Raw genomic sequence first — 25,768 nt, 5'->3', positions numbered from 1 at the left:
TGGGGGGGCTTTCGATCCTCCCCCGCCAGGGGGAGGTGGCTGGCACTTGCCAGACGGAGGGGGCGGTAAGAGATTACCGCTGCTCCGTGTCCTCCCCTTCCGTCACCTTCGGCGACACCTCCCCCTTGCGGGGGGGGATCGAAAGCTGCGCCCATCGGATTTGGCTGATCAGCTGGGTCCTATCAACGAAGCGACATCGACCGGGCGACCCCGGCGGCGGAGTTCGACGGTGATGCGCGGGTCTTGGCGGGGGGCGGTGCCGAGCGGGGCGCCCATCGTGACACGGTCGCCGGGCTTTGCGGAGGTTGCCGCGAGGCCGGTGACGAGGCTGGTCCAACCATCGGCGTGGTCGACGATGACGATAACCCCGTAGTCGCGAAAGCGGCGGGCGTAGCGGATCGTCCCTGCAGCAGGCGCGACGACGCACGCACTGGGAGCGGTGGCGAAGGTCAGGCCGCGCGATCGGACTCCGGCGTCCGAGACTTCGTCGAAACCGGTGACGAGCCTGCCCGCTACCGGCGTGCGGTACACCCCGCTCGGTGGCGCCGGGGGCGTCGTACCGGGCGCGATCGGGCGGGGGAGCGGACCGGGGAGCGCGATCAGGCTGGCTGCGGTCGCCTTGGCGTTGGTGGTGGCGGCCATCCCGTCGACCAGATCGCGCGCGCGTTCGCCGAGCGCCAGCGCGCGATCGGACTCGCTTAGCGCGCCGCGGCCGAGCGACTGGCTGCGCTGGCGATGACGCGCCTCCAAGGTGGCCAGCGCGATGCGATCGTTCTCCAGACGCGCACGGCCGTCGGCGAGCGCCTTGGCGGCGAGCGTCGCGCTGGCCTGCAACCGCCGCGTCTCGGCGAGTTCGGTGCGAACGGCCTCGGTACGCTGGCGCACCACGGGAAGCGCGCTGCCGAGCACTGCGCGGACATGGACGAGGTCGTCGACCGATCCCGGCTGCGCGACCGCGACGATCGTCGGGCGGCGGGCCAGCGATTCCAGCGCCGCGAGTAGGCGGGCGACGGGGGCTTGCGCGCGGCCGAGCTTGGCGCGCTGATCGGACAGGAGGCGGTCGACTAGCGCCACGCGGGCGCTGGCGGTTGCGAGGTTCGCTTCGGCGGCGGTCACGCGTGCAGCGAGCGCCAGTTCCTCACGGCGCGCCTTGTCGGCCGCGTTGCGTTCCCGCGTGGCCGCGGCGACGAGTTTGGCGGCATGGGCAGTGGCGATTACCGCATCGCGTTTGGCAGCGACCAGGCGTTGCTGTTCGCTCGCCAACTCGGGCGCGTCAGTCTGTGCAGTTACGCCCGCCGCCGCGAACAGCGCCGCGATCGCGAGAACGCCCCCCATCCTCATGCATCACCCTTCGCGGTGATAGGGGTGGTTGGCAAGGATGCTGGTGGCGCGGAAGAGTTGTTCGGCGAGCATCGCGCGCGCCAGCAGATGGGGCCAGGTCGCGCGGCCGAACGAGAACAGCAGGTCCGCCTCCTCGCGCGCCGCGTCGTCGAAGCCGTCAGCCGCCCCGATCATGAACCGCGCCTCGCGCACGCCGTCGTCGCGCCAACGCTCGAGCTTTTGCGCGAACTGCGTCGAGGACAGCGTCTCGCCCTTCTCGTCGAGCAGGATGCGCCTAGTCTGCTCGCCGACGAGCGGAATCTTGCCGCCGGTGTCGGGGAGCTCGCTGACCTTGGTCGGCCAGACGATCCTCTTCAGATAGCGGTCGACGAGGTCGGCCTCGGGCGAGCGCCCGATCCGACCGCGGGCGACGATGTGGAGCAGCATGATCCGACCTGGGGCCGCCTCGAAGTCAGTTTAGTCTTCGTCGGTGAAGGTCGGCACGGGTGGCGGCGCCGGTGCGTCGCCGAATGCCCACATCCGCTCCAGATTGTAGAAGCTGCGGACTTCGGGGCGGAACAGGTGGACGATTACGTCGGTCGCGTCGATCAGCACCCAGTCCGCGGTCGGCAGGCCTTCGATCTTAACCGGGCGCTTAAACTCGGCCTTGATCCGCTCGGCCAGCTTCTGCGCCATCGAGGCGACCTGGCGGGTCGAACGACCGCTGGCGATCACCATGTAATCGGCGATGCCGGTCTTGCCCGCGAGCGGGATCGAGATGGTCTCGACCGCCTGGTCGTCGTCGAGCGACGCGAGGATCAGGCGATGCAGCGCCTCAACCTCTTCGGGGTCGGTCGCGCGAGGGGCAGTAGGGGAAGTGGCCAAGTCAGCTCCTGGGTAAGACTACCGAGCCAGCAACGTGCTGGGCCCAGTCGGGATTTTCGGCGCGCAGGCCGGTTGCGGAGGTCGGGTCGGGTCGGAAGCGCAACAGCACGAGGGCCGGCAATCTCCACGTCGTCCAGCTCTTCGCATGGTCTGTGCGCCGTTGGAAGCGCCGCAGCCAACCCATCGCGGGGGCCGCGAGTGCGCGCCCGTCATATCCCGGACGCGCGATTACCGCAATCGGAACCTCGCGGGCGATCTGCCGCCAGTTCTTCCACCGATGGAAGTCGGCGAGATTGTCCGCCCCCATCAACCAGATGAACCGGATCTTGGGGTAGCGCCGCTTGAGCTTGCGGATTGTGTCGAGCGTGTAGCGGGTGTGGAGCCGCGCCTCGATATCGGTCGCGCGGATCGGCGCGCGGCGAGCCATCCGTCGCGCCGAGGCGAGACGCGCGGCGAGCGGCGCCATGTCGTTCGCCGCGTCCTTGAGCGGGTTGCCGGGCGACACCAGCCACCACGCCTCGTCGAGCGCGAGCGCGTCGAGTGCTGCCAACGTGATGCCGCGGTGGCCACGGTGTGCGGGATTGAACGACCCGCCGAGAATGCCGACGTCGGTCAAAGCTGGAAAGGCCGGTCTTGCTTGGCGTGCATTAGGCGAACCACGTCGACGCCGGTCGCCATCGGACGGTAAAGAATCAGATACTCCGTTCCACGGATCGACCATTTCCTGAGATCGCCGTTAGCGACTGGCCCCAGATACGGGTTGTCAGCCAACAGACGTACCGCAGCGACTGCCATGCCGCCGACGCGGCGCGCATGATCCGCCGAATACTCTCGAAGATACCGATCGACTTCACCGAGATCCGCGAGCGCCGACGCGGACCAGATCGCACGCCTCACTCGGCCGCTATGTCGCGGTGACGCGCCTCGAACCACGATTCGACTTGTTCCTGGGTGTAGGAACGACCGGCATCGATATCGTCGATACCTTCCTGCACAAAGGCTGCGAGCTGGATATCCATTTGCGTGGCGGTCTCGACGACCGACTTCACATACGCATCGACCGTCATGTCGCGCCAAGCAGCCGCGGCCTTTAGCGAAGCCAGCGAAGCCGTGTCGAGTTCCAGGGTCAGCGAAGCACCTTCCGTCATGCGGCGAGGATATGCCTCTGACCGGGCTTTATCAACCGCGCACCTGGCCGGTGCCGCGGCCGATCCATTTGTAGGTGGTGAGGCCCTCGAGCGCGACCGGACCGCGGGCGTGGAGGCGGCCGGTGGCGATGCCGATCTCAGCGCCGAGGCCGAACTCGCCACCGTCGGCGAACTGGGTGGAGGCGTTCCAGAGGACGATTGCGCTGTCGATCGCGGCGAGGAAGCGCTCGGCGACGGTCGCATCCTCCGCGACGATCGCATCGGTGTGATGCGAGCCGTGGCGAGCGATATGCGCAACCGCCGCGTCAATGCCGTCGACGATCGCGACCGAAGCGATCGCGTCGAGATATTCGGTGTCCCAGTCGGCGGCATTGGCGGCTGCGATCTCGGGAACGAGGGCGCGCGCGCTTGCGTCGCCGCGGACCTCGCAGCCCGTTGCTGCAAGACGTCGAATCAAGGCGGGTGCGTTGGCATAACCCCGGTCGATCAGGAGCGTCTCCATCGAACCGCAGACGCCGGTGCGGCGCATCTTCGCGTCGACGACGACGGCCTCGGCCATCGCCGGGTCCGCCGACGCATGCACGAAGACATGGTTGATGCCGTCGAGATGCGCGAGGACGGGGACGCGTGCTTCGGCCTGGACACGCGCGACGAGACTCTTGCCGCCGCGGGGGATGATCAGGTCGATCACCCCGTCCGCCTTCAGCATCGCGCCGACTGCCGCGCGATCGGTGGTCGGCACGAGTTGCACCGCGTCGACGGGCACCCCGCCCGCCTTCAGCCCCGCGACCAGTGCCGCGTGGATCGCGCGATTGCTCTTCACCGCTTCCGACCCGCCGCGCAGGATCGCCGCGTTACCGGCCATCACGCAGAGCGCGGCAGCGTCGGCGGTGACGTTGGGGCGGCTCTCGTAAATGATGCCGATGACGCCGATCGGCACACGGACGCGCGAGAGCTTCAGGCCATTTGGGCGCGCGCTCGAGCCAATAACCTGCCCAACCGGATCCACCAGCGCTGCCACGGCCGCGACGCCGTCAGCCATCGCCGCGACCCGCGCTTCGTCAAGCCGCAAACGATCGAGCAGCGCACCCGACAGACCTGCCTCGCGCGCGCGCGTCATGTCCTCGGCGTTCGCCGCAACGATCTCAGCAGATGCCGCCCGGATCGACTTTGCCGCCAATGCGAGCGCCGCGGCTTTAAGCGCCGACGATATCGCTGCCAGAACCAGCGCGGCAGAGCGCGCGCGTGCGCCCATTTCGGCGATCATTTCGGTCGGATTTTCTGCGTCGGCCATGCCGCACGCGGTACCATGCGAAGCCTCTCGCGCCAACGTCGCGAACTCGTTACGCTGCCGATATTGCAGGGGGACGCATGACTGGGGATATCGGGGCAGCGGCGGATGTCGCCACGGGTACAATCGTCGGGCGCGCGTTCGAACCGAGCGCGGGGGAAGCCCATGGCACGCATACGGGCCATGGGCCGGCCGATGCGCTGTGCCTGAATTGCGGGACGCGGTTGTTGGGCGAGCACTGCCACGCGTGTGGTCAATCGGCGCATGTCCATCGCTCGCTCGGCGGGATCGGGCATGAGATCGCGCACGGGGTTTTCCATTTCGAAGGCAAGATATGGCGGACCTTGCCGTTGCTGGTGCTGCATCCGGGTGCGCTCACGCGGCGGTACGTCAATGGCGAGCGGGCGCGGTTCGTTTCGCCGCTGGCGCTGTTCCTGTTCACCGTCTTCCTGATGTTCGCGACGATCGGCGCGGTCGGCGGGGAAATGACGAAGGACTTCATCCGGGACGAGCGAACCGGCAAGACGTCCGACTATGCACACGAGGCCGCCAGGGCTCGTCTCGCGCTGAACAAAGTCGAGGCGCAGCAGCAGGTTGCGAAGCGTGCACCCGCCAAATATTCGGGGGAACAGCTTGCGACGCTCGATCGTCAGGCGAGCGCGCTGCGTACCACTGTCCGAGCGCTCGGGGTCGCCGCGGATATGCAGAATGGCGGCGCCAACGGTACGCTGGTCGACCTGGGCGACTTCAAGACCGGCTGGGAACGGCTCGACCACGGGATCGCCAAGGCGAACGGCAATCCGGGCCTGATGTTCTACAAGCTGCAGACCAGCGCGTATAAATACAGCTGGGGCCTGATTCCGTTATCCGTGCCATTCATGGCGCTTCTTTTCCTCTGGCGACGCCAACATCACCTTTACGACCACGCTATCTTCGTGACCTATTCGCTAGCGTTCATGATGCTGCTGACGATCGTGCTGATCATCGCGGGCGTAATCGGCGTCGCTGAGGGCTGGATAGTGATGGCGGCGATGTGCGTGCCGCCAGTCCATATGTTTGCGCAGCTTCGTGGGGCGTATTCGCTGCGGAAGCGGTCGGCGGCGTGGCGGACGGTCGCGCTGCTGACGTTCGCGTTTACGGTGTTGCTCGCGTTTATCGTGCTGTTGTTACTGCATGGGTTGACGGACTGAACGTTATCAGGCGAGCTCTACCAACTCCCGTTCGTGCTGAGCGAAGTTGAAGCGCCTGCGTGCGGGGCATGCCCTTCGACTTCGCTCAGGGCGAACGGATGAAAGAAGACCTCTTCAACCTCCCCCACCCACCTCAGCGGCAGGGGTAGAGGTTCGCCAGGACGCGGGCGTAGCCGTCCTTAAGCGGGCGCTTCTGGTAGCTGGCGGGGAGTTCGTTGAGGCCGTCGAGCATGTCCATGATGCCGACGGACTCGCCTTCCGGAACGCAGGCGATCGGTGGCTTGCCGGCGGCGGCGCGGGCGGCGCGTTCTGCCTTCAACTGATTGGTTGCGGCCTTGGCTTCGGCCTTCAGTGCGGGAAGGTCGGGTGACATGAGCGCCATCGGGCCCTGGTCACGCAACGCGTTGGCGCGGGCCAGGAAAGTGCCGACGGTCATCGCCGCGCTTGCCGGCATTGCCGCGCCGACCATGAGCAATGCTGCGACGACAGCCTTGGAACGCGAATACGACATGGGCGGCCTTTCCGAGAAAAGACCGCCCATAGAGCTACTTAGGTGACTGCCCGGTGAACCGGATCACGCCCCTAACGGTGTTGGCGTACCGAACGGACCCGAGGGGCGCCGGGTCTTGGGGATCGACGTACCCGCACGCGGGACGGTCGACGCCTTCGCACCCGGATCCGGACGATCGAGATCCTCGCCGGCGATCAGCTTCTTGATCTCGTCACCGGTCAGCGTCTCGAATTCGAGCAGGGCGCCGGCCACGGTGTGAAGCTGGTCGACATGATCGCTCAGCACCTGCTTGGCGCGGTCGAGACCGCCTTCGACGATCCGCTTGATCTCGTCGTCGATCAACTGCGCAGTCTGGTTCGACATGCGCGACGGACGGCTCGACGAGTAACCCAGGAACGACTCGCCCTCGGGCTCGCCGTATTCCAGCGGGCCGACCTTGTCCGACATGCCCCAGCGCGTGACCATGTCGCGTGCCAGACCTGTGGCGTACTGGATGTCGCCCGAGGCGCCGCTCGAGACCTTGTCGTAGCCGAAGATGACTTCCTCGGCGACCCGGCCACCCATCGATACCGCGAGGTTCGCGTACATCTTGTCGCGGTGGTAGCTGTACGAGTCGCGCTCCGGCAGACGCATGACCATACCCAGCGCACGACCGCGCGGAATGATCGTCGCCTTGTGAATTGGATCCGAAGCAGCCTCGTGCATCGCGACGACCGCATGACCGGCCTCGTGATACGCGGTCATCCGCTTCTCGTCGTCGGTCATGACCATGCTGCGACGTTCTGCGCCCATCATGACCTTGTCCTTGGCCTCCTCGAACTCCGCCATCGCCACCAGACGCTTGCCCTTGCGCGCGGCGTGCAGCGCCGCTTCGTTGACGAGGTTGGCGAGATCGGCACCCGAGAAGCCGGGCGTACCACGAGCGATGACTCGCGCGTCGACGTCGGGCGCGAGCGGCACCTTCTTCATGTGGACTTCGAGGATCTTGATGCGACCCTCGATGTCCGGCCGCGGCACGGTGACCTGGCGATCGAAACGGCCCGGACGTAGCAGCGCGGGGTCGAGCACGTCGGGACGGTTGGTCGCGGCGATGATGATGATGCCTTCGTTCGCCTCGAAGCCGTCCATTTCGACGAGCAGCTGGTTCAGCGTCTGCTCGCGCTCGTCGTTACCGTTGCCGAGACCGGCACCGCGATGACGACCTACAGCATCGATTTCGTCGATGAAGACGATGCACGGCGCGGACTTCTTGGCCTGCTCGAACATGTCGCGGACACGGCTCGCACCGACGCCGACGAACATCTCGACGAAATCGGAACCCGAGATTGTGAAGAACGGCACGCCAGCTTCACCCGCGATCGCGCGGGCGAGCAACGTCTTGCCGGTACCGGGCGAACCGACCAGCAGCGCGCCCTTGGGGATCTTGCCGCCGAGGCGTGCGAACTTGGTCGGATCCTTCAGGAACTCGACGATCTCCTCAAGCTCTTCGCGAGCCTCGTCGATGCCAGCGACGTCCTGGAAGGTGACCTTGCCTTCCTTCTGCGTCAGCATCTTCGCGCGGCTTTTGCCAAAGCCCATCGCGCCCGAGCCAGAGTTCTTCTGCATCTGCTTCAGGACGAAAAATGCGATGCCGAGGAACAGCAGGAACGGCAGCGACTGATAGAGGAGCAGCGCCAGCATCGACGGGCCCTCTTCTGGCTTCGCGCTGATCGATACGCCCTTCTCGCGCAGCTTTGGCACGAGCGTCGAGTCCGGAATCGGATACGACTTGAACTTCTCGCCCGAGGACAATGTCCCCGAGATGATATCGCGCGAGATGTTGACGTCCTTGACGGTGCCCTCATCGACCTTGTCGAGGAACGCCGAATACGCGATCGTATTGCCACCCGACGCCGCGGTGCGGCCGTCGAACATGGTCACGAACAGCGCCAGCGCGAGCAGGATGCCGACCCAGATCAACAGGCTCTTCATCCAAGGATTGCCGCCGCCGTTCTCGGGGCCGCCGTTTCCGGGGCCCTGGGGCTTCTGACCGCGGTTGTCGTTGTCGCTCATGGGTGCACGATACCTTTCACCGCACAAGATAAGCGTGCGCAGGTTAATGGCAATGGAACAACGCGCGACTTGCGTTGATCAGTGTGAACGGACGGGCGCGCTAAGCGGTTCTGCGCGGTGGTGCCTCGCGGAAGCGCCAGACGTCGCCGCGAACGCTGGCGATGATACCGGCTTGAGTGGTCCGTTTGCCGGCCATCAACGAGTCGAGGAGGCTTTCGATGTTGGCGGCCTCGGTCCATTCGGGCGCCACGATGCCGGCGTCGGTGCGGACCGTGCCGATCGCGCGACGGGCGAGGCGGCGGAGGATTTCGCGGGGCAGCTTCTCGACCGCGAGCTTCACTTCGCTGCCGCCGACCTTCGCGCGTTCGGTCCAGATCCAGTCGACCATCGCGCGGACGTCGGTGTCGGTCTCGGCGAGCGCGGCGGCGGCGCGCGCGAGGTTGGGCGTGCCGAGCCATTCGTTCTGGTCGAGCAACCGGCGGAAGCGGGTGCGATCGTGGCGGTCGTCGTGGTTCGAGGGATCGTCGAAGAACGGTACTTCCGCACGGCGGACGATCGCGCGGAGTTCGGCGCGGCGCCAGTCGAGCAAGGGGCGGATCACGGTGACGCCGTGGACTTCCGTGCGCGCTCGGACCCCAGCCAAGCCGGCTAACCCTGACCCGCGGGCGGCGCGCATGAGGAAGGTTTCGGCCTGGTCGTCGGCGTGATGGCCGGTGACGAGCGCCCCTGCCCCGATCGCGCGGGCGTGGTCGGTGAGGAGGGCGTAGCGGGTGGTGCGGGCCTGCGCCTGGATGCTGGCACCGGTGATCGGTTCGCTGGGGGCGAGCGTGGCGTGGGGGATGCCGAGCGTTGCGCAATGCGCGGCGACCATCGCGGACTCCTCCGCCGCTTCGGGGCGGACGCGGTGATCGATGCTCGCGACCGTGAAGCCGGGAGGGAGTGCTTCGTGCGCAAGCGTGAGCATCGCCATGCTGTCGGGGCCGCCGGAGACGGCGAACAGCGGGTTGGTGATGTCGCTTGCGAGGCGCGCGAAGTCGGCGGCGAAGCGGCGGCCTTCTTCTGTCATGCGGTGGGGGCCGTGACGAGGATGCTGATCCTCCCCTGCAAGGGGAGGTGTCTGGCGCTTGCCAGACGGAGGGGTGATCCGCTCTCGATGGCGCGATACCCCTCCGTCAGCCCGATGGGCTGCCACCTCCCCTTGCAGGGGAGGATTTCAGAGGGACTGCTATTCATCGAGGACCTGCTTACTTGCACTTCGCCGCGCTGCGCCCGGCGGCAACCTGCCCCTTCATCGCCGACGCCATCTTGGCGCCGTAGACGTCGTTCAGTTCGTCATACACCTTGCACGCATCCGCCGGCTTGTTGAGCTTGGTCAGCGCCTGGCCGAGATACAGCAGGCTGTCCGGCGCGCGCTCGCCTTCGGGCATCTTCTTGTAATTGTCGTAGAACGCCATCGACGCGAGGCTCGGCTTGCCTTCGTCGAGATACGACCGGCCGAGCAGGTTCTGCGCATAGCTGGCGCGCTTGCTCTTCGGGTATTCGGCGACGACCTTCTTCAGTTGCGCCTCGGCCTGCGGATATTGCTTGGCCGCCCAGAGGCGGTAGCCGTACATATACTCGTCCTCCGCCGGATCGCCGGTCGATGGCTTTTCGACCGAGACCTTGGTCGGTGTGGCAGCGCCGGGCTTGCTAGCGGCTTCGGGGCGTGTGGTCGGGCGTGATGGACCACCTGACTGGTCATCGGATTCGATCGGACCACCAGCCCCCGCCCCCGTCGCGATCGGTGCAGGGCCGGTCTCAAGCGTCTTCAGCCGCGCATCGTTCGAACGGCGGTAATTGTCGAACGCGTCCTGCAGCTGGCGGGTGCGGTTCTGGTTCTGCTCGATCTGCTCGGTGAGCGAGGTCATCTGCTGTTCGAGCGACGTGACGCGCTGGTTCACGTCGGCGAGCGCGCTGGTCGCGGGCGAGCCAGGTCCGGGGCCCTGCTCGCTCTGTGGTGCGCGGACTTCGGGCTGGAGCATCTGGCCCGCGCCACCGGGGAAGACCTTCCGCTGGACCGCGCGCATTTCGCTTTCGAGCTTGCCGACGCGGCCCTCGACATTTTGTGCCTGTACGGCAGCGGGCAACAGCGCCGCGAGGCAGACGCCGACAAGAATTGACTTACGCATGGGCCACACCCCCCGGTGGATTGGTTAATCGTCCGGGTATAGCTGCACTACCCATCCTGTCGCCAGCCTTAAGACCCTGGCGCCTTAGACCTTGGCGGTCCGCCGCCATCACGGATTGGGCGTTGCCGTAGCGGCGGGTGGTGGATTGGCGGCTGCGTCCAGATTGGCGCGCTGCGTTTCGCTCAACGGACGACGCGGCGTGCGGGGACGGTTGGCGGTGCGCGACCGCTCCGGCGACCGCGTCGGCGTCGGCGTCGCTTCGGTCGCGGTCGGCGTGGCCTGAGGCTCGGGCGTGCCGGCGATCCGCGCGGCGATAGCCGGCGCACCCACGGACACGTCCTTGATCGCGCGTTCGCCGGTGCCGAGCGCAGGAGCCGCGGCGCCGTTGAGCGTAACCGCAAGCTTGTCTGCACGACCGATGTTGATCTTCGGATCCTTGGCATCCTTCGGCACGTCGAACTTCTCGCCGGGCTTCATCGTGCCCAGGTACAGCGTCTTGTTGTCGGCATCGTAGACTCGCATCCACACCTCGTCCGAGGCAGTCAGCGTGACCTGCCCATTGGCGGGCGTGGCCGGCGCAGGGACCGGTTGCGCGGTCTGGGCGGCGGGGTTCGGCGCGGTCTCGGCGATCGGCGTCGTGATCGAGGCGTTGTTCGAACCGCGGAACATGTCGGTGCCGTACCACAGCCCGACCAGCACCAACACCGCGATCGCGATGCCCAGCGCGACGATCGCGAGGCCACGCGAGGGCACGCGCGACGGATCGGTCATCTCGTACGGTTCGTATTCGGGCTTCTTGCTGCCCAGCTTCGCAACATCGCTACGGACGATGTTGGCGATCTGCACCTCGTCGATGCCCATTGCGCGCGCATAGGCGCGGCTGAAACCGACTGCGTAGGTCGAGGACGGCAGCGTGGAATAATCGGACGCCTCGATCGCTTCGAGATGACGCAACGGCACACGGGTACGCGTCGCGATATCCGCGACGGTCAGGCCCTGCGCCTCGCGCGCCTTGCGGAGAATGTCGCCAGCACGCTCTGGTTGAGCGGGTGCTGCGTTCTGGCCGGTTTCGACCTCGTCCATTCTTATCTCCGAGCGCGGGCGCGTAGCGTTGCCCGCCATGGCACCCGTCTTTCAGAGGCCCTTAGCCGTGTCAACGCACCGAACGTCTTAACCGCAGCTTTCCGCCGATCAGACGATTTCGACGCCGTTCTCGGTTGCCCAAGTGGTCAGCGCACCGCGCATATCGCGCGGCGGGTTGGCCAGCAGTCCTGCCATGTATGCGGTGAGCGCGGCGCGATCTAGCGAGCGCGTCATCGCCTTGATCGGGCCGACGGCGGCGGGGGTGATCGACAACCTCTCAATGCCGAGCCCGATCAGCGCCATCGCCTCCAGCGGACGCCCCCCCATCTCGCCGCAGACCGCCAGATCGACCGACGCCGCGCGAACCGGTGCGACCAGCCGCGCGATGAAGCGCAGGATCGACGGGCTGAGCCAGTCGTAGCGCTCGGCGAGCTTGGGGTTGGCGCGATCGGCGGCGAACAGGAACTGCGTGAGGTCATTGGTGCCGATCGACAGGAACTCGATCTTCGGCAGCAATATGTCGAGCATCTCGGCGAGCGCCGGCACCTCGAGCATCGCGCCGTAGCGGATCGCCAGCGGCATCTTCCGACCGCGCCCTTCGAGCCAGGTCCGCTGCGCCTCGAACAGCGCACGCGCCTCGTCGAACTCCCACGGCTCGCTGACCATCGGGAACATCACGTTGAGCGTGCGGCCGGCGGCGGCTTCGAGAAGCGCGCGTGCCTGCACCTTCATCAACCCGTCGCGCTCCAGGCCGAGGCGCAGTGCGCGCCAGCCCATCGCCGGATTCTCCTCGTCGGAATCCTCCTTGTTGAGATACGGCAGCGCCTTGTCGCCGCCAATATCGACGGTGCGGAAGATCACCGGGCGATCGCCGGCCGCGTCGAGCACTTCGCGGTAGAGGCGCTGCTGGCGCTCGCGCTGCGGCAAGGTCGCGGAGACGAGGAACTGGAATTCGGTGCGGAACAGGCCGATGCCGTCCGCGCCGGTCACGTCGAGTGCGGCCACGTCGTCGCGGAGGCCTGCGTTGACCATCAACGTCAAGCGGTGGCCGTCCTTGGTGATCGGCGGGACGTCGCGCAGCGCCGCGAACGCCGCCTTGCGCTTCTGGCGCATTGCCAGCCGCGCCTCGAACGCCTCCTCCATCGCCGCGGAGGGCCGCGCGAAGACGTTGCTCTCGGCGCTGTCGAGCAACAGCATGTCGCCCTCTGCGACCAACCGGCGGATGTCGCGAACGCGGCCGAGCACGGGCACGCCCATCGCGCGCGCGACGATCGTGACGTGTGCGGTGAGCGAGCCCTCTTCGAGGATCACGCCCTTCAGCCGGCGCTTGTCGTATTCGAGCAGTTCGGCAGGGCCTAGATTGCGCGCGATGAGGATCGTGTCCTGGCGAAGGCCCATCTGCGCGGCGGTGCCCATCTGGCCCGAGACGATGCGGAGCAGCCGGTTCGACAGATCCTCGAGATCGTGCATCCGGTCGGCGAGCAGCGGATCGTCGATCTGGCGCATGCGCTGGCGGGTACGTTGCTGGACGCGCTCGATCGCTGCCTCTGCGGTGAGGCCGGAGTCGATCGCCTCGTTGATGCGCCGCGCCCAACCCTCGTCGTACGCGAACATCTTGTAGGTCTGGAGCACCTCGACATGCTCGCCGCCGACACCGAATTCGGCCTCGCGGGTCATCCGGTCGATGCCTTCGCGCATCTTGTCGAACGCCGCATAGACGCGGTGGCGCTCGGCATCGGTGTCCTCGGCGACGGTGTGCTCGATATGGATACGCGGCTGGTGGTAGACCGCGAACCCCGCGCCCATGCCGTCGACCAGCTTTTGGCCGGGGATGCGCATTGCCGCGGTCGACTGCGGCCGATCCGCGCCGCCGCCGGTCGTGTCGATCAGCCCGGCATTGGCGATCAGTTCGGAAAGCACCATCGCCACCGTCTGCAACGCCTCGATCTCGACGTCAGCATATCTGCGACGGTCGGTGTGCTGGACGGCCAGGACGCCCACGGAGCGTTCGCGGCGGATGATCGGGACGCCGGCGAAACTGTGGAAGCGGTCCTCGCCGGTCTCGGGCTTGTAGGCGAAATCGGGGTGGCTGGCGGCTTCGTCGAGGTTGAGCACCTCGACGTCCTCGGCGATCGTGCCGACGAGACCTTCGCCGAGCGCGAGCTTGGTGACGTGGACGGCGGCCTGATCGAGCCCGCGGGTTGCGAACAGTTCGAGCACGCCTTCGCGCAACAGGTAGATCGAGCAGACTTCGCTGTCGATCGCGGTGGCGATGATGCCGACGACGGCGTTGAGCTTGGCTTGCGCGGACGTGCGCGACGCCATCACGTCGTGAAGGCTGGTGAGGATTTCGCGGGCGGAGGCGGCGGCCGAAAGGGGCATTCGCGTTGGCTATCAGATGAAACGCTTGGGTGCCACGCAACAAAAGCAGTGTTGGGGTGAAGTTCGATCGATCTGAAGGTGTGGATTCTTACAAAAGGGATTGGTGCGGATCGCGGCGCGTAAATCTCATCGGCTACGGTTGCCCTCTCCTTCTTGTTCTCCCGCGAAGGCGGGAGCCCAGTCTGGGTCCCCGCCTTCGCGGGGAAACACGGTAGCGCGTACGCAACCCGTTACGCGTCGAACAAGCCGTCCTGGCTGCCGGCTGGTGGGTTCAGACCCAGGTGTTTCCAGCCGCCGGCATTCAGGAACCGGCCGCGTGCCGTTCGCGCGATCAGGCCGAGCTGGATCAGATACGGCTCGATCACTTCCTCGATCGTGTCGCGCGGTTCGCTGAGGCCCGCCGCCAACGTCTCCACGCCGACCGGGCCGCCGCGGTAGATGTCGGCGATCATCATCAGGTAGCGGCGGTCCATCGCGTCGAGCCCAAGCGAATCGACCTCCAGCCGGTTGAGCGCCGCATCCGCCGCGCGTGCATCGACCGTTTCGTGCCCTGCGACGTTGGCGAAATCGCGCACTCTTCGCAGCAACCGCCCGGCGATGCGCGGCGTACCGCGGGCCCGGCGCGCGATCTCCATCGCGCCGTCCTTGGCGATGCCTAGCCCGAGCAACCCCGCTGCGCGCGTAACCACGCGCTCCAGTTCCTCGACCGTGTAGAATTGCAGCCGCACCGGAATTCCGAAGCGATCGCGCAGCGGCGTCGTCAGCAAGCCCTGTCGCGTGGTCGCGCCGATCAGCGTGAACCGCGGCAGGTCGATCCGCACCGACCGAGCGGATGGTCCCTCGCCGATCATCAGGTCGAGCGCACGGTCCTCCATCGCCGGGTAGAGCACCTCCTCGACCGCGGGCTGCAACCGGTGGATCTCGTCGATGAACAGCACGTCGCCATCCTCGAGATTGGTCAGCAGCGCGGCGAGATCGCCCGACTTGGCGATCACCGGGCCGGAGGTGGCGCGGAACCCCACCCCCATCTCGCGCGCGACGATCTGCGCGAGCGTCGTTTTACCGAGCCCCGGCGGCCCGAAGAACAGCACGTGGTCGAGCGCATCGCCACGCGACTTCGCCGCCTGGATGAAGATGCGCAGGTTCTCGCGCGCGGCCTTCTGCCCGACGAATTCATCGAGCGTCTTCGGGCGCAGCGCGGCGTCGACGTCTTCGGGACGCTTGGCGGCAGTCAGGATGCGGTCTGTATCGGTCACACCCTGCGATAGCGCGCTCGCGGTGAAGGGGGCAAGGCGGCTATGGGTGTGGGATGACCAACGACACCTCGCACCCCGATTTGTATCTGCTGGGCGGAGTCTCGCCCGCGTTGGAGGCGACGCTTGCCGAGCGCTTCACGTTGTACCGCGAGGATCCGCCGGCGACGACGCGCGCGATCGTGGGTGGCGGGAGCAGCGTGGTCGATGCGGCGTTGCTCGACCGTTTTCCGGCACTGGAGATCATCGCGATCCACGGGGTCGGCTATGACGGAATCGACCTCGCCGCTACCAAGGCGCGCGGCATCGCGGTGACGACGACGCCCGACGTGCTGACCGACGACGTCGCGGACCTGGCGATCGGGCTGATGCTGGCGGTGCAGCGGCGGATCGTTGCGAACGATCGTGCGGTGCGGGACGGCGGGTGGCAGGTCGATCTCGCGCGCCGGGCTAGCGGGCGGCGGATCGGGATCTTCGGGCTGGGACGGATCGGCAAGGCGATCGCCGAGCGCGCTGCGCCGTTTGCGAGCGCACTTCATTATACCGCACGCTCCGCCAAGCCGGATTTCGCCGGCGTATTCCAGGCCGACATCGCCTCGCTGGCGGCGGCGTGCGACGTGCTGATCATTGCCGCGCCTGGTGGCGAGGCGACGTCGCATATCGTGGATGCGGGGGTTCTCGCGGCGCTTGGCAAGGACGGTATCCTCGTCAACATCGCTCGGGGTAGTCTGGTAGACGAACCGGCTTTGGTGGCGGCGCTTCAGAACGGGACGATCGCTGGGGCGGGGCTCGATGTGTTCGCCGACGAACCTGCGGTTCCCGACGCGCTCAAGGCGATGAACCAAGTAGTCCTGTCACCGCATCAGGGAAGCGCGACGGTCGATGGGCGGGCGGCGATGGCGGCGTTGGTGATTGCGAACCTTGATGCGCATTTCGGCGGGAAAGCGCTGCTCACCCCGCTTTGAACCGAGCTGGATAGCAATCCTCCCCCGCCAGGGGGAGGTGGCACCGCAGGTGACGGAGGGGGAGGCACGCAACAAACGTGTCGCGTGCCTCCCCCTCCGTCTGGCAAGCGCCAGCCACCTCCCCCTTGCGGGGGAGGATCGTTAGATACGCGACCTGCAATTTGCGCCGACTCTAAGTCTTAGACGCCTTGCGCAACGCCAGCCGCACCAGCGCATCGAGCGAAGCCCCCGGCCCCAGCTCCTCGTCCGCCGCCGCCACCGCGACGCTTGCCTCGTTCGGGCGGAACCCAAGGTTGAGCAACGCCGACACCGCATCCGCCGATGCGCCCGGCGCGGCGTTGACCACCGCCGGCCCGAGCCCGAGCGCGATGCCGCCGACCTTGTCCTTCAATTCCATCACGATACGCTGGGCGAGCTTCGGCCCGACGCCGTTGGCGCGCGCGACCATCGCCTTGTCGCCGCTGGCGATCGCGCGTGACAGGTCGACCGGCTCCAGCGCCGACAGGATCGCGAGCGCAACGCGGGCGCCGACCCCCTGCACGCCCGTCAGCAACCGGAACCAATCGCGCTCGTCTGCGCTGGAAAACCCGACAAGCCGCTGGAAATCCTCGCCTACCAGCAGTTCGGTGAACACCGTGCAGGCCTCGCCGATCGGGCCGAGCGCCGACAGCGTGCGCGCCGAGGCGCCGACCAGATAGCCGACGCCGCCGACGTCGATCACGGCATGGTCGATGCCGGTCGAGTCCAGCCGTCCTTTGAGATGCACGATCATTGGGCCACGCGGTAGAACATCGACGGCGCGGCGTCATCCCGTCAAAATACGGGCTTTCCGGCTCGATCGACGCGCAGGCCGGTCAGGCGTTTGGTTGCGGACGACCCTGCTCGCCCGTCGGACGGTTCTGGACGGGCGCAGCGGCCTTCGCGGTTTCGTGCAGCGCTTGGGTCGGCGCGCCGATCACCATCGCGCGGGCACGCAGGCTGGCGCGCAGGAATACGGTGTCGGACGCGATGAAGCGGCGCGGGGTCGTACTGAGGAACGTGCCGGCATCGCGGAGGAAATGCGAGGCGTCGAAATAGCTGCTGTCGATCTTCGAATAGTCCGCCATGCCGTCCGTCCGGATCAGGCTGATGAACGAGCGCAGGAACCGTGCGCGCCTCAGCAACAGCTTTGGCGGCATGCCGAAATGGCGCGTCGCCATGCGGCGCAGTTCATGCGTCGGGATGTCGAGGCGGTCCGCGACGTCCTTCATCTCGATCACACCGTCGGTGACCGTCAACGCGGTGAACGCGCGGATCAGGTCTTCGCGCGGATGCGGGCGAGTGAAAAACGCAGCGAACACCGCATCGAGCAGCGGCTTGATCATCGTGTCGTCGTCGAGCGCGTCGAGCCCTTCGACCAGCCGCGCGGAAAGGTCCGATCCCAGCGCCGAACCGAGCGGCACGACGCGGTTGTGGAATTCGCCCGCCGACCGCGCGGTGAGCCGCGACCAGCCGAGCGCGCTGAGGCCGATGCCGACGGCGATCCCGCCACGCGTCTCGGTCCGGAAGGCACGGCTGGTCGGACCGTAGAAGCTTGCACGATCGAGCGGGCCGAAGCGGTGGTTGCCGACCGACACGGTCAGCGGCCCGGCGTCGACCAGCACGGAGATCATCGCCGGTGCCGGCAGATACCAGTTGAGCATCGGCGCGCGGTCGTTCGAGGCGTAGATCGCGTACCCCGTCAAATACTCGGACAGCGCCGGATCGGGCAGGTCGTACCGCATCGTCATGCCCGCGGGCATCGCGAACGCCGAGGCCGGAACATTGTTGCTGTTCGTTCCACCTCGTACGTGTTCGACAAGCATCGCGCCGCCTTTAATCTAAATTAAAAAATCACGGGCGGCGCTGCCACAGCAATGCAGGCTTGGCTATCAAAACTTGATTGAGGTGTAATTATAGCGCTCAGGCGCCGATCTCATTCAAAATGAACCAAGTTTTGTCCGAGCGGATATTGGCTAGGGTTGAGATTTGTGACGCGGCTAGCCGTGGTGCGCGTCTTCGGATGCTACGCCGGAGAAACGGCGTTACCTCGCGTTAGTCGGATCGCCGGAGAGGTCAGGCGCCTACGCCGCTGCGTCGTGCCAGGGCGGCGGCGCTGGCAACGTGATGCGCATGCGTGATCGCGACGGCCAGCGCGTCGGCGGCGTCGGGGCCGGCGAGCTTGGCGCCTGGCAACAACACGGCCATCATCGCCTGAATCTGCTTCTTGTCCGCGCCGCCGGTGCCGACCACGCCTTTTTTGACGGTCGAGGGGTGGTATTCGCCGATATGCAGCCCTGCGCCCGCCGCGGCGAGCAGCACGACGCCGCGCGCTTGCCCGAGCTTCAACGTCGACTGCGCGTTGGTGTTGCCGAGCACTTCCTCGACCGCGGCGCCGTCTGGGCGTTCGGTACGGATGACGTCGATCAGCGCGTTATACAGTGCGGTGAGGCGGCGGGGGAGCGCCATCGACGGGTCGGTCTTGATCTGGCCGTTGGCGATATGGCTCAGGCGATTGCCGTCGGCGCGGATGACGCCCCAGCCTGTGGTGCCGAGGCCGGGGTCTAGGCCGAGGATGATCATGAGTAGGTAGAAGAAGGTTGGTTCGCGCGGAGACGCGGAGACGCGGAGGGGGCGCGTTCCTGGCGATCGTCTCGCGCTAGCGGGACTTTCAGTTCTCCGGGCTGGCCGACAGAAATGAGGCCGCTGACGCGGAGTACGTAGGCACTAAGCACAGCTCTCCGCATCTCCGCGTCTCCGCGTGAACCAACCTTCTTCATCTCAACCGAGCGACTCCATGATCTCGTCGGAGATCTCGTAATTGCCCCACACCGTCTGCACGTCGTCGTCGTCGTCGAGCGCATCGATCAGCTTGAACAGTGTCGCCGCATCGTCCGCACCGACCGCGACCATCACCTGCGGGCGCCAGGCGAGCTTGGCGCCTTCGGCCTCGCCGAGCTTCGCTTCCAGAGCCTTCGCCACCTCGTGCAGGTCGCCTTGCGCGGTCCAGACTTCATGCCCGTCCTCGCTCGACGTGACGTCCTCGGCACCAGCCTCGAGTGCCGCTTCGAACACCGTGTCGGCATCGCCCGCGCTCGCCGGATACGAGATCAGCCCGACGCGATCGAACGCGTGGCTGACCGAACCGCCCGCGCCCAGATTGCCGCCGTTCTTGCCGACCGCGACGCGCACGTTGGTCGCGGTACGGTTGCGGTTGTCGGTCAGCGCCTCGATGATCAGCGACACGCCGCCGGGGCCGAAGCCCTCGTAGCGGATCTCTTCGTAATTCTCGGCATCGCCGCGGCTAGCCTTGTCGATCGAGCGCTGGATGTTTTCCTTCGGCAGCGACGCCGCCTTGGCCGCGTTCACCGCCGCGCGCAGGCGCGGGTTCATGTCGACGTCGGGCAGGCCCATCTTGGCCGCGACCGTGATTTCCCGGCTGAGCTTGCTGAACGCCGACGAGCGCTTCTTGTCCTGCGCGCCCTTGCGGTACATGATATTCTTGTATTTGGAATGGCCTGCCATCGGTGCCTCTTTAGCTGATGGCCCCGCTCTTAGGCGTCAGGCGCGGATTTCGCCAGACCGTCGGTTTCCAAGCCCGCAAGGGCGTCGATCTTCGCTTCGATCGCGTCGAGCCGGGCCAGCACCAGATGATCGATCTTGTGATGCACGCGCAGGATGTCGAGCTCGGCGCGCAGGTTGGTCTCGTAGTCGAGGCTCGCGGCCAAGCGATCCTTTGCGGATTGCCGGTTCTGGCTCATCATGATCACCGGCGCCTGGATCGCGGCCACGGTCGAGAGCAACAGGTTGAGGAAGATGTAGGGATACGGATCGAACGCGCGCCCGAAATGCGCGAGGATGTCCGAATTCAGCAGCATCCAGCCGATCAGCACCGCGCTGAACGCGATGATGAACCCCCACGACCCGCCGATCGCCGCGACACGGTCCGACAGCCGCTCGCCGAACGTCGATCGCTCGTCCGAGACGTCGGCAGCGTCGCGGCTGACCGTGGTGCCAGCCTGGATGCCGGCGAGGACGCGGCGCTCCTCGTCATCGAGATCGCTCGGCGCCTTGCCGAGCAGTCGCTGCGAAAGGTCGGCGAGCAGGGATTGTTTCGTGGCCATGAGTCGCGCCCTAGCCCGGATTGCGGATTATTCCAGCGCAAAGCCCCGCTTGCGACGCAAGCCGCAAAGACTCCTTGCTCCCACACGCCCGCACCTGCCAAACGCGCGGCATGACGGTTAGCGTGAATATGGGCACCGACGGCAATGGTACTGCCGTCGGCGTCGACCTGGAGGAACTACTCGCCACCCGCCTGTTGGTGCAGGGCAATTCGGGATCGGGAAAATCGCATCTGCTGCGCCGACTGCTCGAGCGATCGGCGGGGCATGTCCAGCAGATCGTGATCGATCCGGAGGGCGACTTCGTAACGCTCGCGGGGCCGCATGGTCATGTCGTGATCGAAGCCGGCGACTATAGCGAACGTGAGATTGCGCGGATCGCGACGCGGTTGCGCGAACATCGGACGTCGGCTGTGCTGAGCCTCGAAGGGCTCGAGGTCGAGGGGCAAATGCGCTGTGCCGCGTCGTTCCTCTCAGCGCTGTTCGATGCGCCGCGCGAGCATTGGTATCCGGTGCTGGTTGTGGTCGACGAGGCGCAGATGTTCGCGCCGGTGACCGGCGGCGAAGTGTCGGAGGAAGTCCGCCGCGCATCGCTGGCGGCAATGACCAACCTGATGTGCCGCGGGCGTAAGCGCGGCCTCGCCGGGGTGATCGCGACGCAGCGTCTGGCGAAGCTTGCGAAGAACGTCGCGGCGGAAGCGTCGAACTTCCTGATGGGCCGCACCTTCCTCGACATCGACATGGCCCGCGCGGCCGATCTGCTCGGGATGGAGCGGCGCCAAGCCGAAGCGATTCGCGATCTCCAGCGCGGCACGTTCATGGCGCTCGGACCGGCAGTGTCGCGCCGACCGATCACGGTGAAGATTGGCGACGTCGCGACCTCCGCACGCAGTGGCAGCCCCAAGCTCACCCCCCTCCCCAGCGCCGCGCCGATGGACCTGCAGGACCTGTTGTCCGAGCCCGTGGTCGACGCGCCCGAACTCGGCCTGATGTTCGATTCGCGCCCGCGTCGCGTGCCGGCTGAGGAACTGCTCGACGGCATCGCCCGCCCGCCCGAGCCGCGCACCGCCGCACCGCCTCCGCCCGAGAAGACCGACGACGAGGTCGAGGCGGTCTACGCGGACGTGTTCCGCGCGATCGTCGAGGATCCTGAGTCGACGCTGCGGCCGCCGTCGGTGCTGTTCCAGGATTTCCAGGTGCGCTGCCGGATGGGCGGCCTCGCCAAGCCGCCGCTCGATTTACCCGGTTTCGTGCGGCGGCTGAGCTGCGCCCGCGCCGGTATTTTCGACATGACGGACGAGGCGTGGACGGCGGCACTCGACGTGGCGAGCGGCCTCCCCGACGACATGCTCGGCGCGTTCCTTTTGGTGGCCCGCGCGGCACGTGAAGGCGAGCCCTGCCCGTCTGACGCGCGCATCGCAGCGACGTATGGTACGAGTTCGCTTGGCCGTGTGAAGCGTCTGATCGGCTATATAGAGAGCCGCGAACTGATCGTGTGCCGCACCGATCTCGCCGGCAAGCGCTCGATCACGATCCCAGGGCTGGGCTGGACGACGCTGCCGGCGGAGGCGGCGTAGATCGTCATCCGCGGATCGGGGTGAACTGCAACGACACGAACTGCCAGTCGCCCTTGATCCGTCGCGCGACGAAGCCGGCCCGCAGCGCGCGCGTCTGCATCTGGCCGTCTTTGCCGGGCATGGTGTAGGCGATCCGCATCGTGACGACACCGATCGTGCCAGCGGGCCGCGCGACGGTTTCGGTGATCGTCATCGGCGGTGCCGCCGATTTCTTGTCGGCTGCGTAGAACCCGATCACGCGTTCGCGGGAATCGACCTCGCCGACCGGAGACACCTCCTGGTATTCGGGTGCCATCATCGCGATCATCGCCGCCTGATCGAACTGGTTGCGGACCCGGACGAACGCCTCGGCCCGCTGACCGAGTTTTTGGGTATCGACCTCAACCGATTGCGCCGCGACGGGAGCACTAACCAACGCCGCCGCCGCTATCCCCAAAAATACCCGCATGCTTGCCCCCGATGCAATGTTGCATAACGGCAATACACCTAAGCTTCGGGTGCAGCAATGACGCTGCCGGTTGCCGAACCTAGAATGCGAACGCGATGGCGAGACCTGCGACGACGCCAACTTGTACCATCGCGATGAGCTGGAGCCGACCGACGAATGGTTGCTTCCGTGTCTTGTGCCGGTAGCGATTGCGCGCCCAGAACGCGCCCGGGCCGCCGCCAAGTGCGGCGAGCCAGAGCAAGCGGGATTCAGGAATGCGCCAGGCGCCAGTCGATGATCGCCGCTTGTCGAGCGCGAACGCGGCGACCGTGATGACGTTGACCAGCACCAGCAAGAGGACGCCCATGACGACAGCAAGCGCACTATTCGGCGCGGTCAACGGTCCTCGCAACGGATCCGCATTTTAACCATGCGGACCTCTGCACGCTCGCCCGGATTCGCGCGCATCTTGACCATGTGGTCTTTCACACCAATCTGGAATTCCGCCGGCCCGGTAACAGTGCATACCATCCCGTTGGCGATGCTGGCACACGCATCGACATATTGGCGTGCGTTAGTGATGACCGAGTCTTCAGCCGGACCGAGTCCCATCGAAACATAGCTCGATCCACCGAACAGCGCGGTACCAAGGCCGCCGAGCGTCTTCAGCTCCCATGCGGCGTGGCCGTCAGACGGTTTCGCCGTCTTCATACCGAGCTCGGTCGCGATCCGCTGGCAGAAGCTGGCGTTGGCCGCCCCCTCATCCGACTGGGCGGGGGCGGCCATAGTGGCCAGCACGAGGGCGGCGAGAAAACGGATGTTCATAGTCGGATACTAATCCGCAACCGATGACAGTTCTGTTAAACGCGTCAAAACCGACGCGTTTGGCCGTCTCACCGCCCTGGCGAAACTCAGATCATCCCCAGCGCCTGGAGATACACCTCGAGGATCGCCTCCTCCTCCTGATACTCTTCCTTCTTCTTCTTCCGGATCGACAGGATCTTACGGATCGCCTTCGGATCGTAACCGCGGCCCTTGGCTTCGGCCATCACGTCCTTGATGTCGTCCGAGATACCCTTCTTCTCTTCTTCGAGACGCTCGGCGCGCTCGATCAGCAGGCGCAGTTCGTCCGCTGCGACCGCGCCGCCGCCCATGCCGTGTTGCCGTTCGTCAGACATCGAAAATTCCCCACTCGCCAGCGCCCACGCGCCGGTCAAAAGCCAATCAAGATACAAGCCCGCACCGGTGATCGCCGTCCGGAGACGTCCTGAATCATGCCGAATTGGGTGCGGGCCAGCGTCTAGGCGTTTACCGTGTTCGGCTCAAGCGACCCTGCGGGGGATCGTCGCGAATCAATTGCAGCCGTTCTCAGACCACCGCGTTCTTCGCGACGCTCGCCTTCATCCGTTCGAGCTGCTCGGGCGTCGCGTCGCCTTGGTGATGCGCCTTCCACTCTGCGTACGGCATCCCGTAGACCGTCTCGCGTGCGGCATCCTTTGACAGACCGCCCGCTTCCTCGACCCAGTCGGACAGGCAGTTGCGGCAAAAACCGGCGAGCCCCATCAGGTCGACGTTCTGCGCGTCCTCGCGGTGGCGGAGATGACGGATCAGGCGGCGAAAGGCCTGTGCCGCTACGGCATCGTCCAAAGTATCGAGGCGATCGGGGTTCATTACTATGCTCCGTGGTTGATCCCGCGGAGATAGGGTTTAAGGCCCGTCGCGGCAAAGACCTCCCCCAGGAAACGCCGAGGAAGACGCACCGCATGACCAAGGCCATCGCACCCCGTTCGCGCAAAGTCCGCATTCTAGCGACGCTCGGCCCTGCCAGCAGCACCCCCGAGATGATCGCTACCCTCTTCCGTACCGGCGCGGACGCATTCCGCATTAACATGAGTCACGGCGACCAGCAGTCGAAGATCGCCGTGATCCAGGCGATTCGCGCGCTGGAGCAGGAATATGGTCGTCCGTCGACCATCCTTGCCGATCTCCAGGGTCCGAAGCTGCGTGTCGGCAAGTTCGACGGCGGCCGTACGGTGCTCGAGACCGGTTCGACTTTCGTGCTCGACCGCGATCCGACGCCAGGCAATGCGACCCGCGTCGAACTGCCGCACGACGAGATCTTCGCAGCGATCGAGCCGGGCGCCCGCCTGTTGCTCGACGACGGCAAGCTCGTGCTGCGCGTCGTGTCGCACAGCCCGCGCGAGATCACGACGCGGGTCGAGGTCGGCGGCGCGTTGTCGAACAGCAAGGGTCTGAACGTCCCCGACGTCGTGCTGCCGATGGCGGCACTGACCGAGAAGGATCGCAGCGATCTCGACTTCGCGGTCGACCAGGGCGTCGACTGGATCGCGCTGTCGTTCGTCCAGCGCCCGGAAGATCTTTGGGAAGCGCGCAAACTGATCGGCGGCAAAGCGGCGCTGATGGCGAAGATCGAGAAGCCGGCGGCGATCGAGCGGCTCGAGGAGATCGTCGAGGCGTGCGACGGCGTGATGGTCGCGCGCGGCGATCTTGGCGTCGAGCTACCGCCGCAGCAGGTACCGCCCTTGCAGAAGCGCATCGTTGAGGTTTCGCGCCGGATGGGCCGCCCGGTGGTGGTCGCAACGCAGATGCTCGAATCGATGATCACGTCGCCTTCGCCGACGCGCGCGGAAGTGTCCGACGTCGCGACCGCGGTGTATGACGGCGCGGATGCGATCATGCTGTCGGCGGAGAGCGCGGCGGGCGCGTGGCCGGTCGAATCGGTCGCGATGATGGATGCGATCGGCGTGTCGGTCGAGGCCGATCCCGAGCACGGCGACCGGATGCACTTCACCGTGATGAAGCCCGATCCGACGACCGCGGACGCGCTCGCCGAGGCAGCAAAGACCATCGCCGCGACGGTGTCGGCGGTGGCGATCATCTGCTTCACGACGTCGGGCTCGACCGCGCGCCGCATCGCGCGCGAGCGGCCGTCGGTGCCGCTGCTGGTGCTGACGCCGAGCCAGGAGACCGCGCGGCGGCTCGGGCTGCTGTGGGGGACGCATGCGGTGCATACGCGCGACGTCGAGTCGTTCGAGGACATGGTCGCGAAGTCGAAGCGGATGGCGTTGCGGCATGGGATGGCCAAGGCGGGGGATCGCGTGATCGTGCTGGCGGGCGTGCCGTTCCGGACGCCTGGGTCGACGAACGTGCTGCATGTGGTTCGGATCGTGGGCGATGAGCTGAAGGGGCATCATTCGCAGGTTTGAGTTTTTGGCGACCTGAACTGGCGGTGCGCGCGGATTGTCGATCACTGCCACGCAGATGCAGTCCTGTGATGGGTAAAGTGGGCCCCGCCCCAACCGTTCCCCCGCGAACGCGGGGGTCCAGGGTACCAAAGCGCTACGGTATTTAGCTGT

General features: G+C 66.4%; 28 protein-coding genes. 4 read left to right on the top strand and 24 right to left on the bottom strand.

The features are described 5' to 3' along the window. Positions 1-168 precede the first annotated feature (168 nt). From AC59GX_RS01355 to AC59GX_RS01325, 7 genes are read right to left on the bottom strand one after another with little or no spacing between them, the layout of a single operon-like run. A complete protein-coding gene (locus AC59GX_RS01355; protein WP_426282623.1) occupies positions 169-1,341 on the bottom strand; it encodes a murein hydrolase activator EnvC family protein in 1,173 nt (390 codons plus the stop codon). Between the two features lie 3 nt (positions 1,342-1,344). Further along, positions 1,345-1,767: a 23S rRNA (pseudouridine(1915)-N(3))-methyltransferase RlmH gene (locus tag AC59GX_RS01350; protein ID WP_426282625.1), complete on the bottom strand. Its 423-nt coding sequence runs from the start codon at positions 1,765-1,767 to the stop codon at positions 1,345-1,347. 30 nt (positions 1,768-1,797) lie between these two features. After that, positions 1,798-2,205 (bottom strand): ribosome silencing factor, encoded by a 408-nt coding sequence (gene rsfS, locus AC59GX_RS01345; RefSeq protein WP_497300647.1) that lies wholly within the window; start codon positions 2,203-2,205, stop codon positions 1,798-1,800. A gap of 1 nt (position 2,206) precedes the next feature. Further along, positions 2,207-2,821, bottom strand: a complete 615-nt coding sequence (locus AC59GX_RS01340) for a nicotinate-nucleotide adenylyltransferase (protein WP_426282626.1) — start codon at positions 2,819-2,821, stop codon at positions 2,207-2,209. Further along, a complete protein-coding gene (locus tag AC59GX_RS01335; RefSeq protein WP_426282628.1) occupies positions 2,818-3,102 on the bottom strand; it encodes a type II toxin-antitoxin system RelE/ParE family toxin in 285 nt (94 codons plus the stop codon). Before AC59GX_RS01335 ends, AC59GX_RS01340 begins: the two co-directional genes overlap by 4 nt. Further along, a complete protein-coding gene (locus AC59GX_RS01330; RefSeq protein WP_426282630.1) occupies positions 3,099-3,353 on the bottom strand; it encodes a hypothetical protein in 255 nt (84 codons plus the stop codon). The genes AC59GX_RS01335 and AC59GX_RS01330 overlap by 4 nt, the downstream gene beginning before the upstream one ends. Before the next feature lie 31 nt (positions 3,354-3,384). Next, complete coding sequence (locus tag AC59GX_RS01325) at positions 3,385-4,647, bottom strand: glutamate-5-semialdehyde dehydrogenase (protein WP_426282632.1); 1,263 nt, start codon at positions 4,645-4,647, stop codon at positions 3,385-3,387. Between the two features lie 77 nt (positions 4,648-4,724). Here AC59GX_RS01325 and AC59GX_RS01320 point away from each other — a divergent pair, with 77 nt between their 5' ends. Beyond that, a complete protein-coding gene (locus AC59GX_RS01320) occupies positions 4,725-5,834 on the top strand; it encodes a DUF3667 domain-containing protein (RefSeq protein WP_426282634.1) in 1,110 nt (369 codons plus the stop codon). A 133-nt stretch (positions 5,835-5,967) separates the two neighbouring features. On the opposite strand, the gene AC59GX_RS01315 is transcribed toward AC59GX_RS01320, so the two are convergent. From AC59GX_RS01315 to ruvB, 7 genes are all read right to left on the bottom strand, one after another. Next, positions 5,968-6,345, bottom strand: coding sequence for a hypothetical protein (locus AC59GX_RS01315; RefSeq protein WP_235518258.1), 378 nt, complete (start codon positions 6,343-6,345; stop codon positions 5,968-5,970). Between the two features lie 63 nt (positions 6,346-6,408). Further along, on the bottom strand, positions 6,409-8,397 hold the full coding sequence (gene ftsH, locus AC59GX_RS01310; protein ID WP_133018508.1) for an ATP-dependent zinc metalloprotease FtsH: 1,989 nt from the start codon (positions 8,395-8,397) through the stop codon (positions 6,409-6,411). Between the two features lie 100 nt (positions 8,398-8,497). Next, the gene (gene tilS, locus AC59GX_RS01305; protein ID WP_497300644.1) at positions 8,498-9,463 is read right to left on the bottom strand and encodes a tRNA lysidine(34) synthetase TilS; all 966 of its coding nucleotides are present in this window, start codon (positions 9,461-9,463) and stop codon (positions 8,498-8,500) included. A 178-nt stretch (positions 9,464-9,641) separates the two neighbouring features. Then, positions 9,642-10,565 (bottom strand): tetratricopeptide repeat protein, encoded by a 924-nt coding sequence (locus AC59GX_RS01300; protein WP_426282639.1) that lies wholly within the window; start codon positions 10,563-10,565, stop codon positions 9,642-9,644. Between the two features lie 108 nt (positions 10,566-10,673). Further along, positions 10,674-11,648: a helix-turn-helix domain-containing protein gene (locus tag AC59GX_RS01295; RefSeq protein ID WP_426282640.1), complete on the bottom strand. Its 975-nt coding sequence runs from the start codon at positions 11,646-11,648 to the stop codon at positions 10,674-10,676. Positions 11,649-11,756: 108 nt separating this feature from the next. Next, on the bottom strand, positions 11,757-14,030 hold the full coding sequence (ptsP, locus tag AC59GX_RS01290; protein ID WP_497300642.1) for a phosphoenolpyruvate--protein phosphotransferase: 2,274 nt from the start codon (positions 14,028-14,030) through the stop codon (positions 11,757-11,759). A gap of 230 nt (positions 14,031-14,260) precedes the next feature. Next, on the bottom strand, positions 14,261-15,286 hold the full coding sequence (ruvB, locus tag AC59GX_RS01285; RefSeq protein ID WP_056061260.1) for a Holliday junction branch migration DNA helicase RuvB: 1,026 nt from the start codon (positions 15,284-15,286) through the stop codon (positions 14,261-14,263). Between the two features lie 53 nt (positions 15,287-15,339). On the opposite strand from ruvB, the gene AC59GX_RS01280 reads away from it, so the two are divergent. Then, positions 15,340-16,248: a 2-hydroxyacid dehydrogenase gene (locus AC59GX_RS01280; protein WP_426282644.1), complete on the top strand. Its 909-nt coding sequence runs from the start codon at positions 15,340-15,342 to the stop codon at positions 16,246-16,248. Between the two features lie 172 nt (positions 16,249-16,420). Here AC59GX_RS01280 and ruvA read toward each other — a convergent pair whose 3' ends face one another. From ruvA to AC59GX_RS01255, 5 genes are all read right to left on the bottom strand, one after another. Next, positions 16,421-17,020, bottom strand: a complete 600-nt coding sequence (ruvA, locus tag AC59GX_RS01275; RefSeq protein WP_136189194.1) for a Holliday junction branch migration protein RuvA — start codon at positions 17,018-17,020, stop codon at positions 16,421-16,423. Between the two features lie 82 nt (positions 17,021-17,102). After that, positions 17,103-18,017, bottom strand: coding sequence for a hypothetical protein (locus AC59GX_RS01270; protein WP_497300640.1), 915 nt, complete (start codon positions 18,015-18,017; stop codon positions 17,103-17,105). A gap of 325 nt (positions 18,018-18,342) precedes the next feature. Further along, complete coding sequence (ruvC, locus tag AC59GX_RS01265) at positions 18,343-18,849, bottom strand: crossover junction endodeoxyribonuclease RuvC (protein WP_056484899.1); 507 nt, start codon at positions 18,847-18,849, stop codon at positions 18,343-18,345. Between the two features lie 198 nt (positions 18,850-19,047). After that, positions 19,048-19,791, bottom strand: a complete 744-nt coding sequence (locus AC59GX_RS01260; RefSeq protein ID WP_056477859.1) for a YebC/PmpR family DNA-binding transcriptional regulator — start codon at positions 19,789-19,791, stop codon at positions 19,048-19,050. A gap of 29 nt (positions 19,792-19,820) precedes the next feature. Continuing rightward, positions 19,821-20,390 carry a DUF1003 domain-containing protein gene (locus AC59GX_RS01255; RefSeq protein ID WP_426282650.1) on the bottom strand — a complete coding sequence of 190 codons (570 nt, stop codon included), beginning with the start codon at positions 20,388-20,390 and terminating at the stop codon, positions 19,821-19,823. 110 nt (positions 20,391-20,500) lie between these two features. Between AC59GX_RS01255 and AC59GX_RS01250 the strand changes: the two genes are divergently transcribed. After that, on the top strand, positions 20,501-21,964 hold the full coding sequence (locus AC59GX_RS01250; protein ID WP_056061281.1) for a helicase HerA domain-containing protein: 1,464 nt from the start codon (positions 20,501-20,503) through the stop codon (positions 21,962-21,964). 4 nt (positions 21,965-21,968) lie between these two features. Here AC59GX_RS01250 and AC59GX_RS01245 read toward each other — a convergent pair whose 3' ends face one another. The 5 genes from AC59GX_RS01245 to AC59GX_RS01225 all read right to left on the bottom strand — a co-directional run bounded on the left by AC59GX_RS01245 (position 21,969) and on the right by AC59GX_RS01225 (position 24,062). Beyond that, entirely contained in the window at positions 21,969-22,412 is a 444-nt protein-coding gene (locus AC59GX_RS01245) for a nuclear transport factor 2 family protein (protein WP_480955567.1), read from the bottom strand. Positions 22,413-22,491: 79 nt separating this feature from the next. Beyond that, positions 22,492-22,791 (bottom strand): DUF1294 domain-containing protein, encoded by a 300-nt coding sequence (locus AC59GX_RS01240; RefSeq protein WP_426282654.1) that lies wholly within the window; start codon positions 22,789-22,791, stop codon positions 22,492-22,494. Next, complete coding sequence (locus AC59GX_RS01235; protein WP_426282656.1) at positions 22,788-23,216, bottom strand: hypothetical protein; 429 nt, start codon at positions 23,214-23,216, stop codon at positions 22,788-22,790. Before AC59GX_RS01235 ends, AC59GX_RS01240 begins: the two co-directional genes overlap by 4 nt. A gap of 86 nt (positions 23,217-23,302) precedes the next feature. After that, positions 23,303-23,545 carry a DUF2312 domain-containing protein gene (locus AC59GX_RS01230; RefSeq protein WP_197942503.1) on the bottom strand — a complete coding sequence of 81 codons (243 nt, stop codon included), beginning with the start codon at positions 23,543-23,545 and terminating at the stop codon, positions 23,303-23,305. A 214-nt stretch (positions 23,546-23,759) separates the two neighbouring features. After that, entirely contained in the window at positions 23,760-24,062 is a 303-nt protein-coding gene (locus AC59GX_RS01225) for a DUF1244 domain-containing protein (RefSeq protein WP_056061291.1), read from the bottom strand. Positions 24,063-24,154: 92 nt separating this feature from the next. Here AC59GX_RS01225 and pyk point away from each other — a divergent pair, with 92 nt between their 5' ends. Next, complete coding sequence (pyk, locus tag AC59GX_RS01220) at positions 24,155-25,618, top strand: pyruvate kinase (protein WP_426282658.1); 1,464 nt, start codon at positions 24,155-24,157, stop codon at positions 25,616-25,618. Positions 25,619-25,768 lie beyond the last annotated feature (150 nt).

The organism is Sphingomonas sp. 320_CC (assembly GCF_059691795.1).
The sequence above is the reverse complement of the archived record's forward strand: the minus strand, read 5'-3'. Positions and strand labels throughout refer to the sequence as shown.

Excerpts from the sequence above, each read along its gene's own strand:
- AC59GX_RS01355 (WP_426282623.1), bottom strand. The coding sequence starts at position 1,341 with ATGAGGATGGGGGGCGTTCTCGCGATCGCGGCGCTGTTCGCGGCGGCG.
- AC59GX_RS01350 (WP_426282625.1), bottom strand. The coding sequence starts at position 1,767 with ATGCTGCTCCACATCGTCGCCCGCGGTCGGATCGGGCGCTCGCCCGAG.
- AC59GX_RS01330 (WP_426282630.1), bottom strand. The coding sequence starts at position 3,353 with ATGACGGAAGGTGCTTCGCTGACCCTGGAACTCGACACGGCTTCGCTG.
- AC59GX_RS01325 (WP_426282632.1), bottom strand. The coding sequence starts at position 4,647 with ATGGCCGACGCAGAAAATCCGACCGAAATGATCGCCGAAATGGGCGCA.
- AC59GX_RS01320 (WP_426282634.1), top strand. The coding sequence starts at position 4,725 with ATGACTGGGGATATCGGGGCAGCGGCGGATGTCGCCACGGGTACAATC.
- AC59GX_RS01315 (WP_235518258.1), bottom strand. The coding sequence starts at position 6,345 with ATGTCGTATTCGCGTTCCAAGGCTGTCGTCGCAGCATTGCTCATGGTC.
- ftsH (WP_133018508.1), bottom strand. The coding sequence starts at position 8,397 with ATGAGCGACAACGACAACCGCGGTCAGAAGCCCCAGGGCCCCGGAAAC.
- tilS (WP_497300644.1), bottom strand. The coding sequence starts at position 9,463 with ATGACAGAAGAAGGCCGCCGCTTCGCCGCCGACTTCGCGCGCCTCGCA.
- AC59GX_RS01300 (WP_426282639.1), bottom strand. The coding sequence starts at position 10,565 with ATGCGTAAGTCAATTCTTGTCGGCGTCTGCCTCGCGGCGCTGTTGCCC.
- AC59GX_RS01295 (WP_426282640.1), bottom strand. The coding sequence starts at position 11,648 with ATGGACGAGGTCGAAACCGGCCAGAACGCAGCACCCGCTCAACCAGAG.
- ptsP (WP_497300642.1), bottom strand. The coding sequence starts at position 14,030 with ATGCCCCTTTCGGCCGCCGCCTCCGCCCGCGAAATCCTCACCAGCCTT.
- AC59GX_RS01280 (WP_426282644.1), top strand. The coding sequence starts at position 15,340 with ATGACCAACGACACCTCGCACCCCGATTTGTATCTGCTGGGCGGAGTC.
- ruvA (WP_136189194.1), bottom strand. The coding sequence starts at position 17,020 with ATGATCGTGCATCTCAAAGGACGGCTGGACTCGACCGGCATCGACCAT.
- AC59GX_RS01270 (WP_497300640.1), bottom strand. The coding sequence starts at position 18,017 with ATGACGATGCGGTACGACCTGCCCGATCCGGCGCTGTCCGAGTATTTG.
- ruvC (WP_056484899.1), bottom strand. The coding sequence starts at position 18,849 with ATGATCATCCTCGGCCTAGACCCCGGCCTCGGCACCACAGGCTGGGGC.
- AC59GX_RS01260 (WP_056477859.1), bottom strand. The coding sequence starts at position 19,791 with ATGGCAGGCCATTCCAAATACAAGAATATCATGTACCGCAAGGGCGCG.
- AC59GX_RS01255 (WP_426282650.1), bottom strand. The coding sequence starts at position 20,390 with ATGGCCACGAAACAATCCCTGCTCGCCGACCTTTCGCAGCGACTGCTC.
- AC59GX_RS01250 (WP_056061281.1), top strand. The coding sequence starts at position 20,501 with ATGACGGTTAGCGTGAATATGGGCACCGACGGCAATGGTACTGCCGTC.
- AC59GX_RS01245 (WP_480955567.1), bottom strand. The coding sequence starts at position 22,412 with ATGCGGGTATTTTTGGGGATAGCGGCGGCGGCGTTGGTTAGTGCTCCC.
- AC59GX_RS01235 (WP_426282656.1), bottom strand. The coding sequence starts at position 23,216 with ATGAACATCCGTTTTCTCGCCGCCCTCGTGCTGGCCACTATGGCCGCC.
- AC59GX_RS01230 (WP_197942503.1), bottom strand. The coding sequence starts at position 23,545 with ATGGGCGGCGGCGCGGTCGCAGCGGACGAACTGCGCCTGCTGATCGAG.
- AC59GX_RS01225 (WP_056061291.1), bottom strand. The coding sequence starts at position 24,062 with ATGAACCCCGATCGCCTCGATACTTTGGACGATGCCGTAGCGGCACAG.
- pyk (WP_426282658.1), top strand. The coding sequence starts at position 24,155 with ATGACCAAGGCCATCGCACCCCGTTCGCGCAAAGTCCGCATTCTAGCG.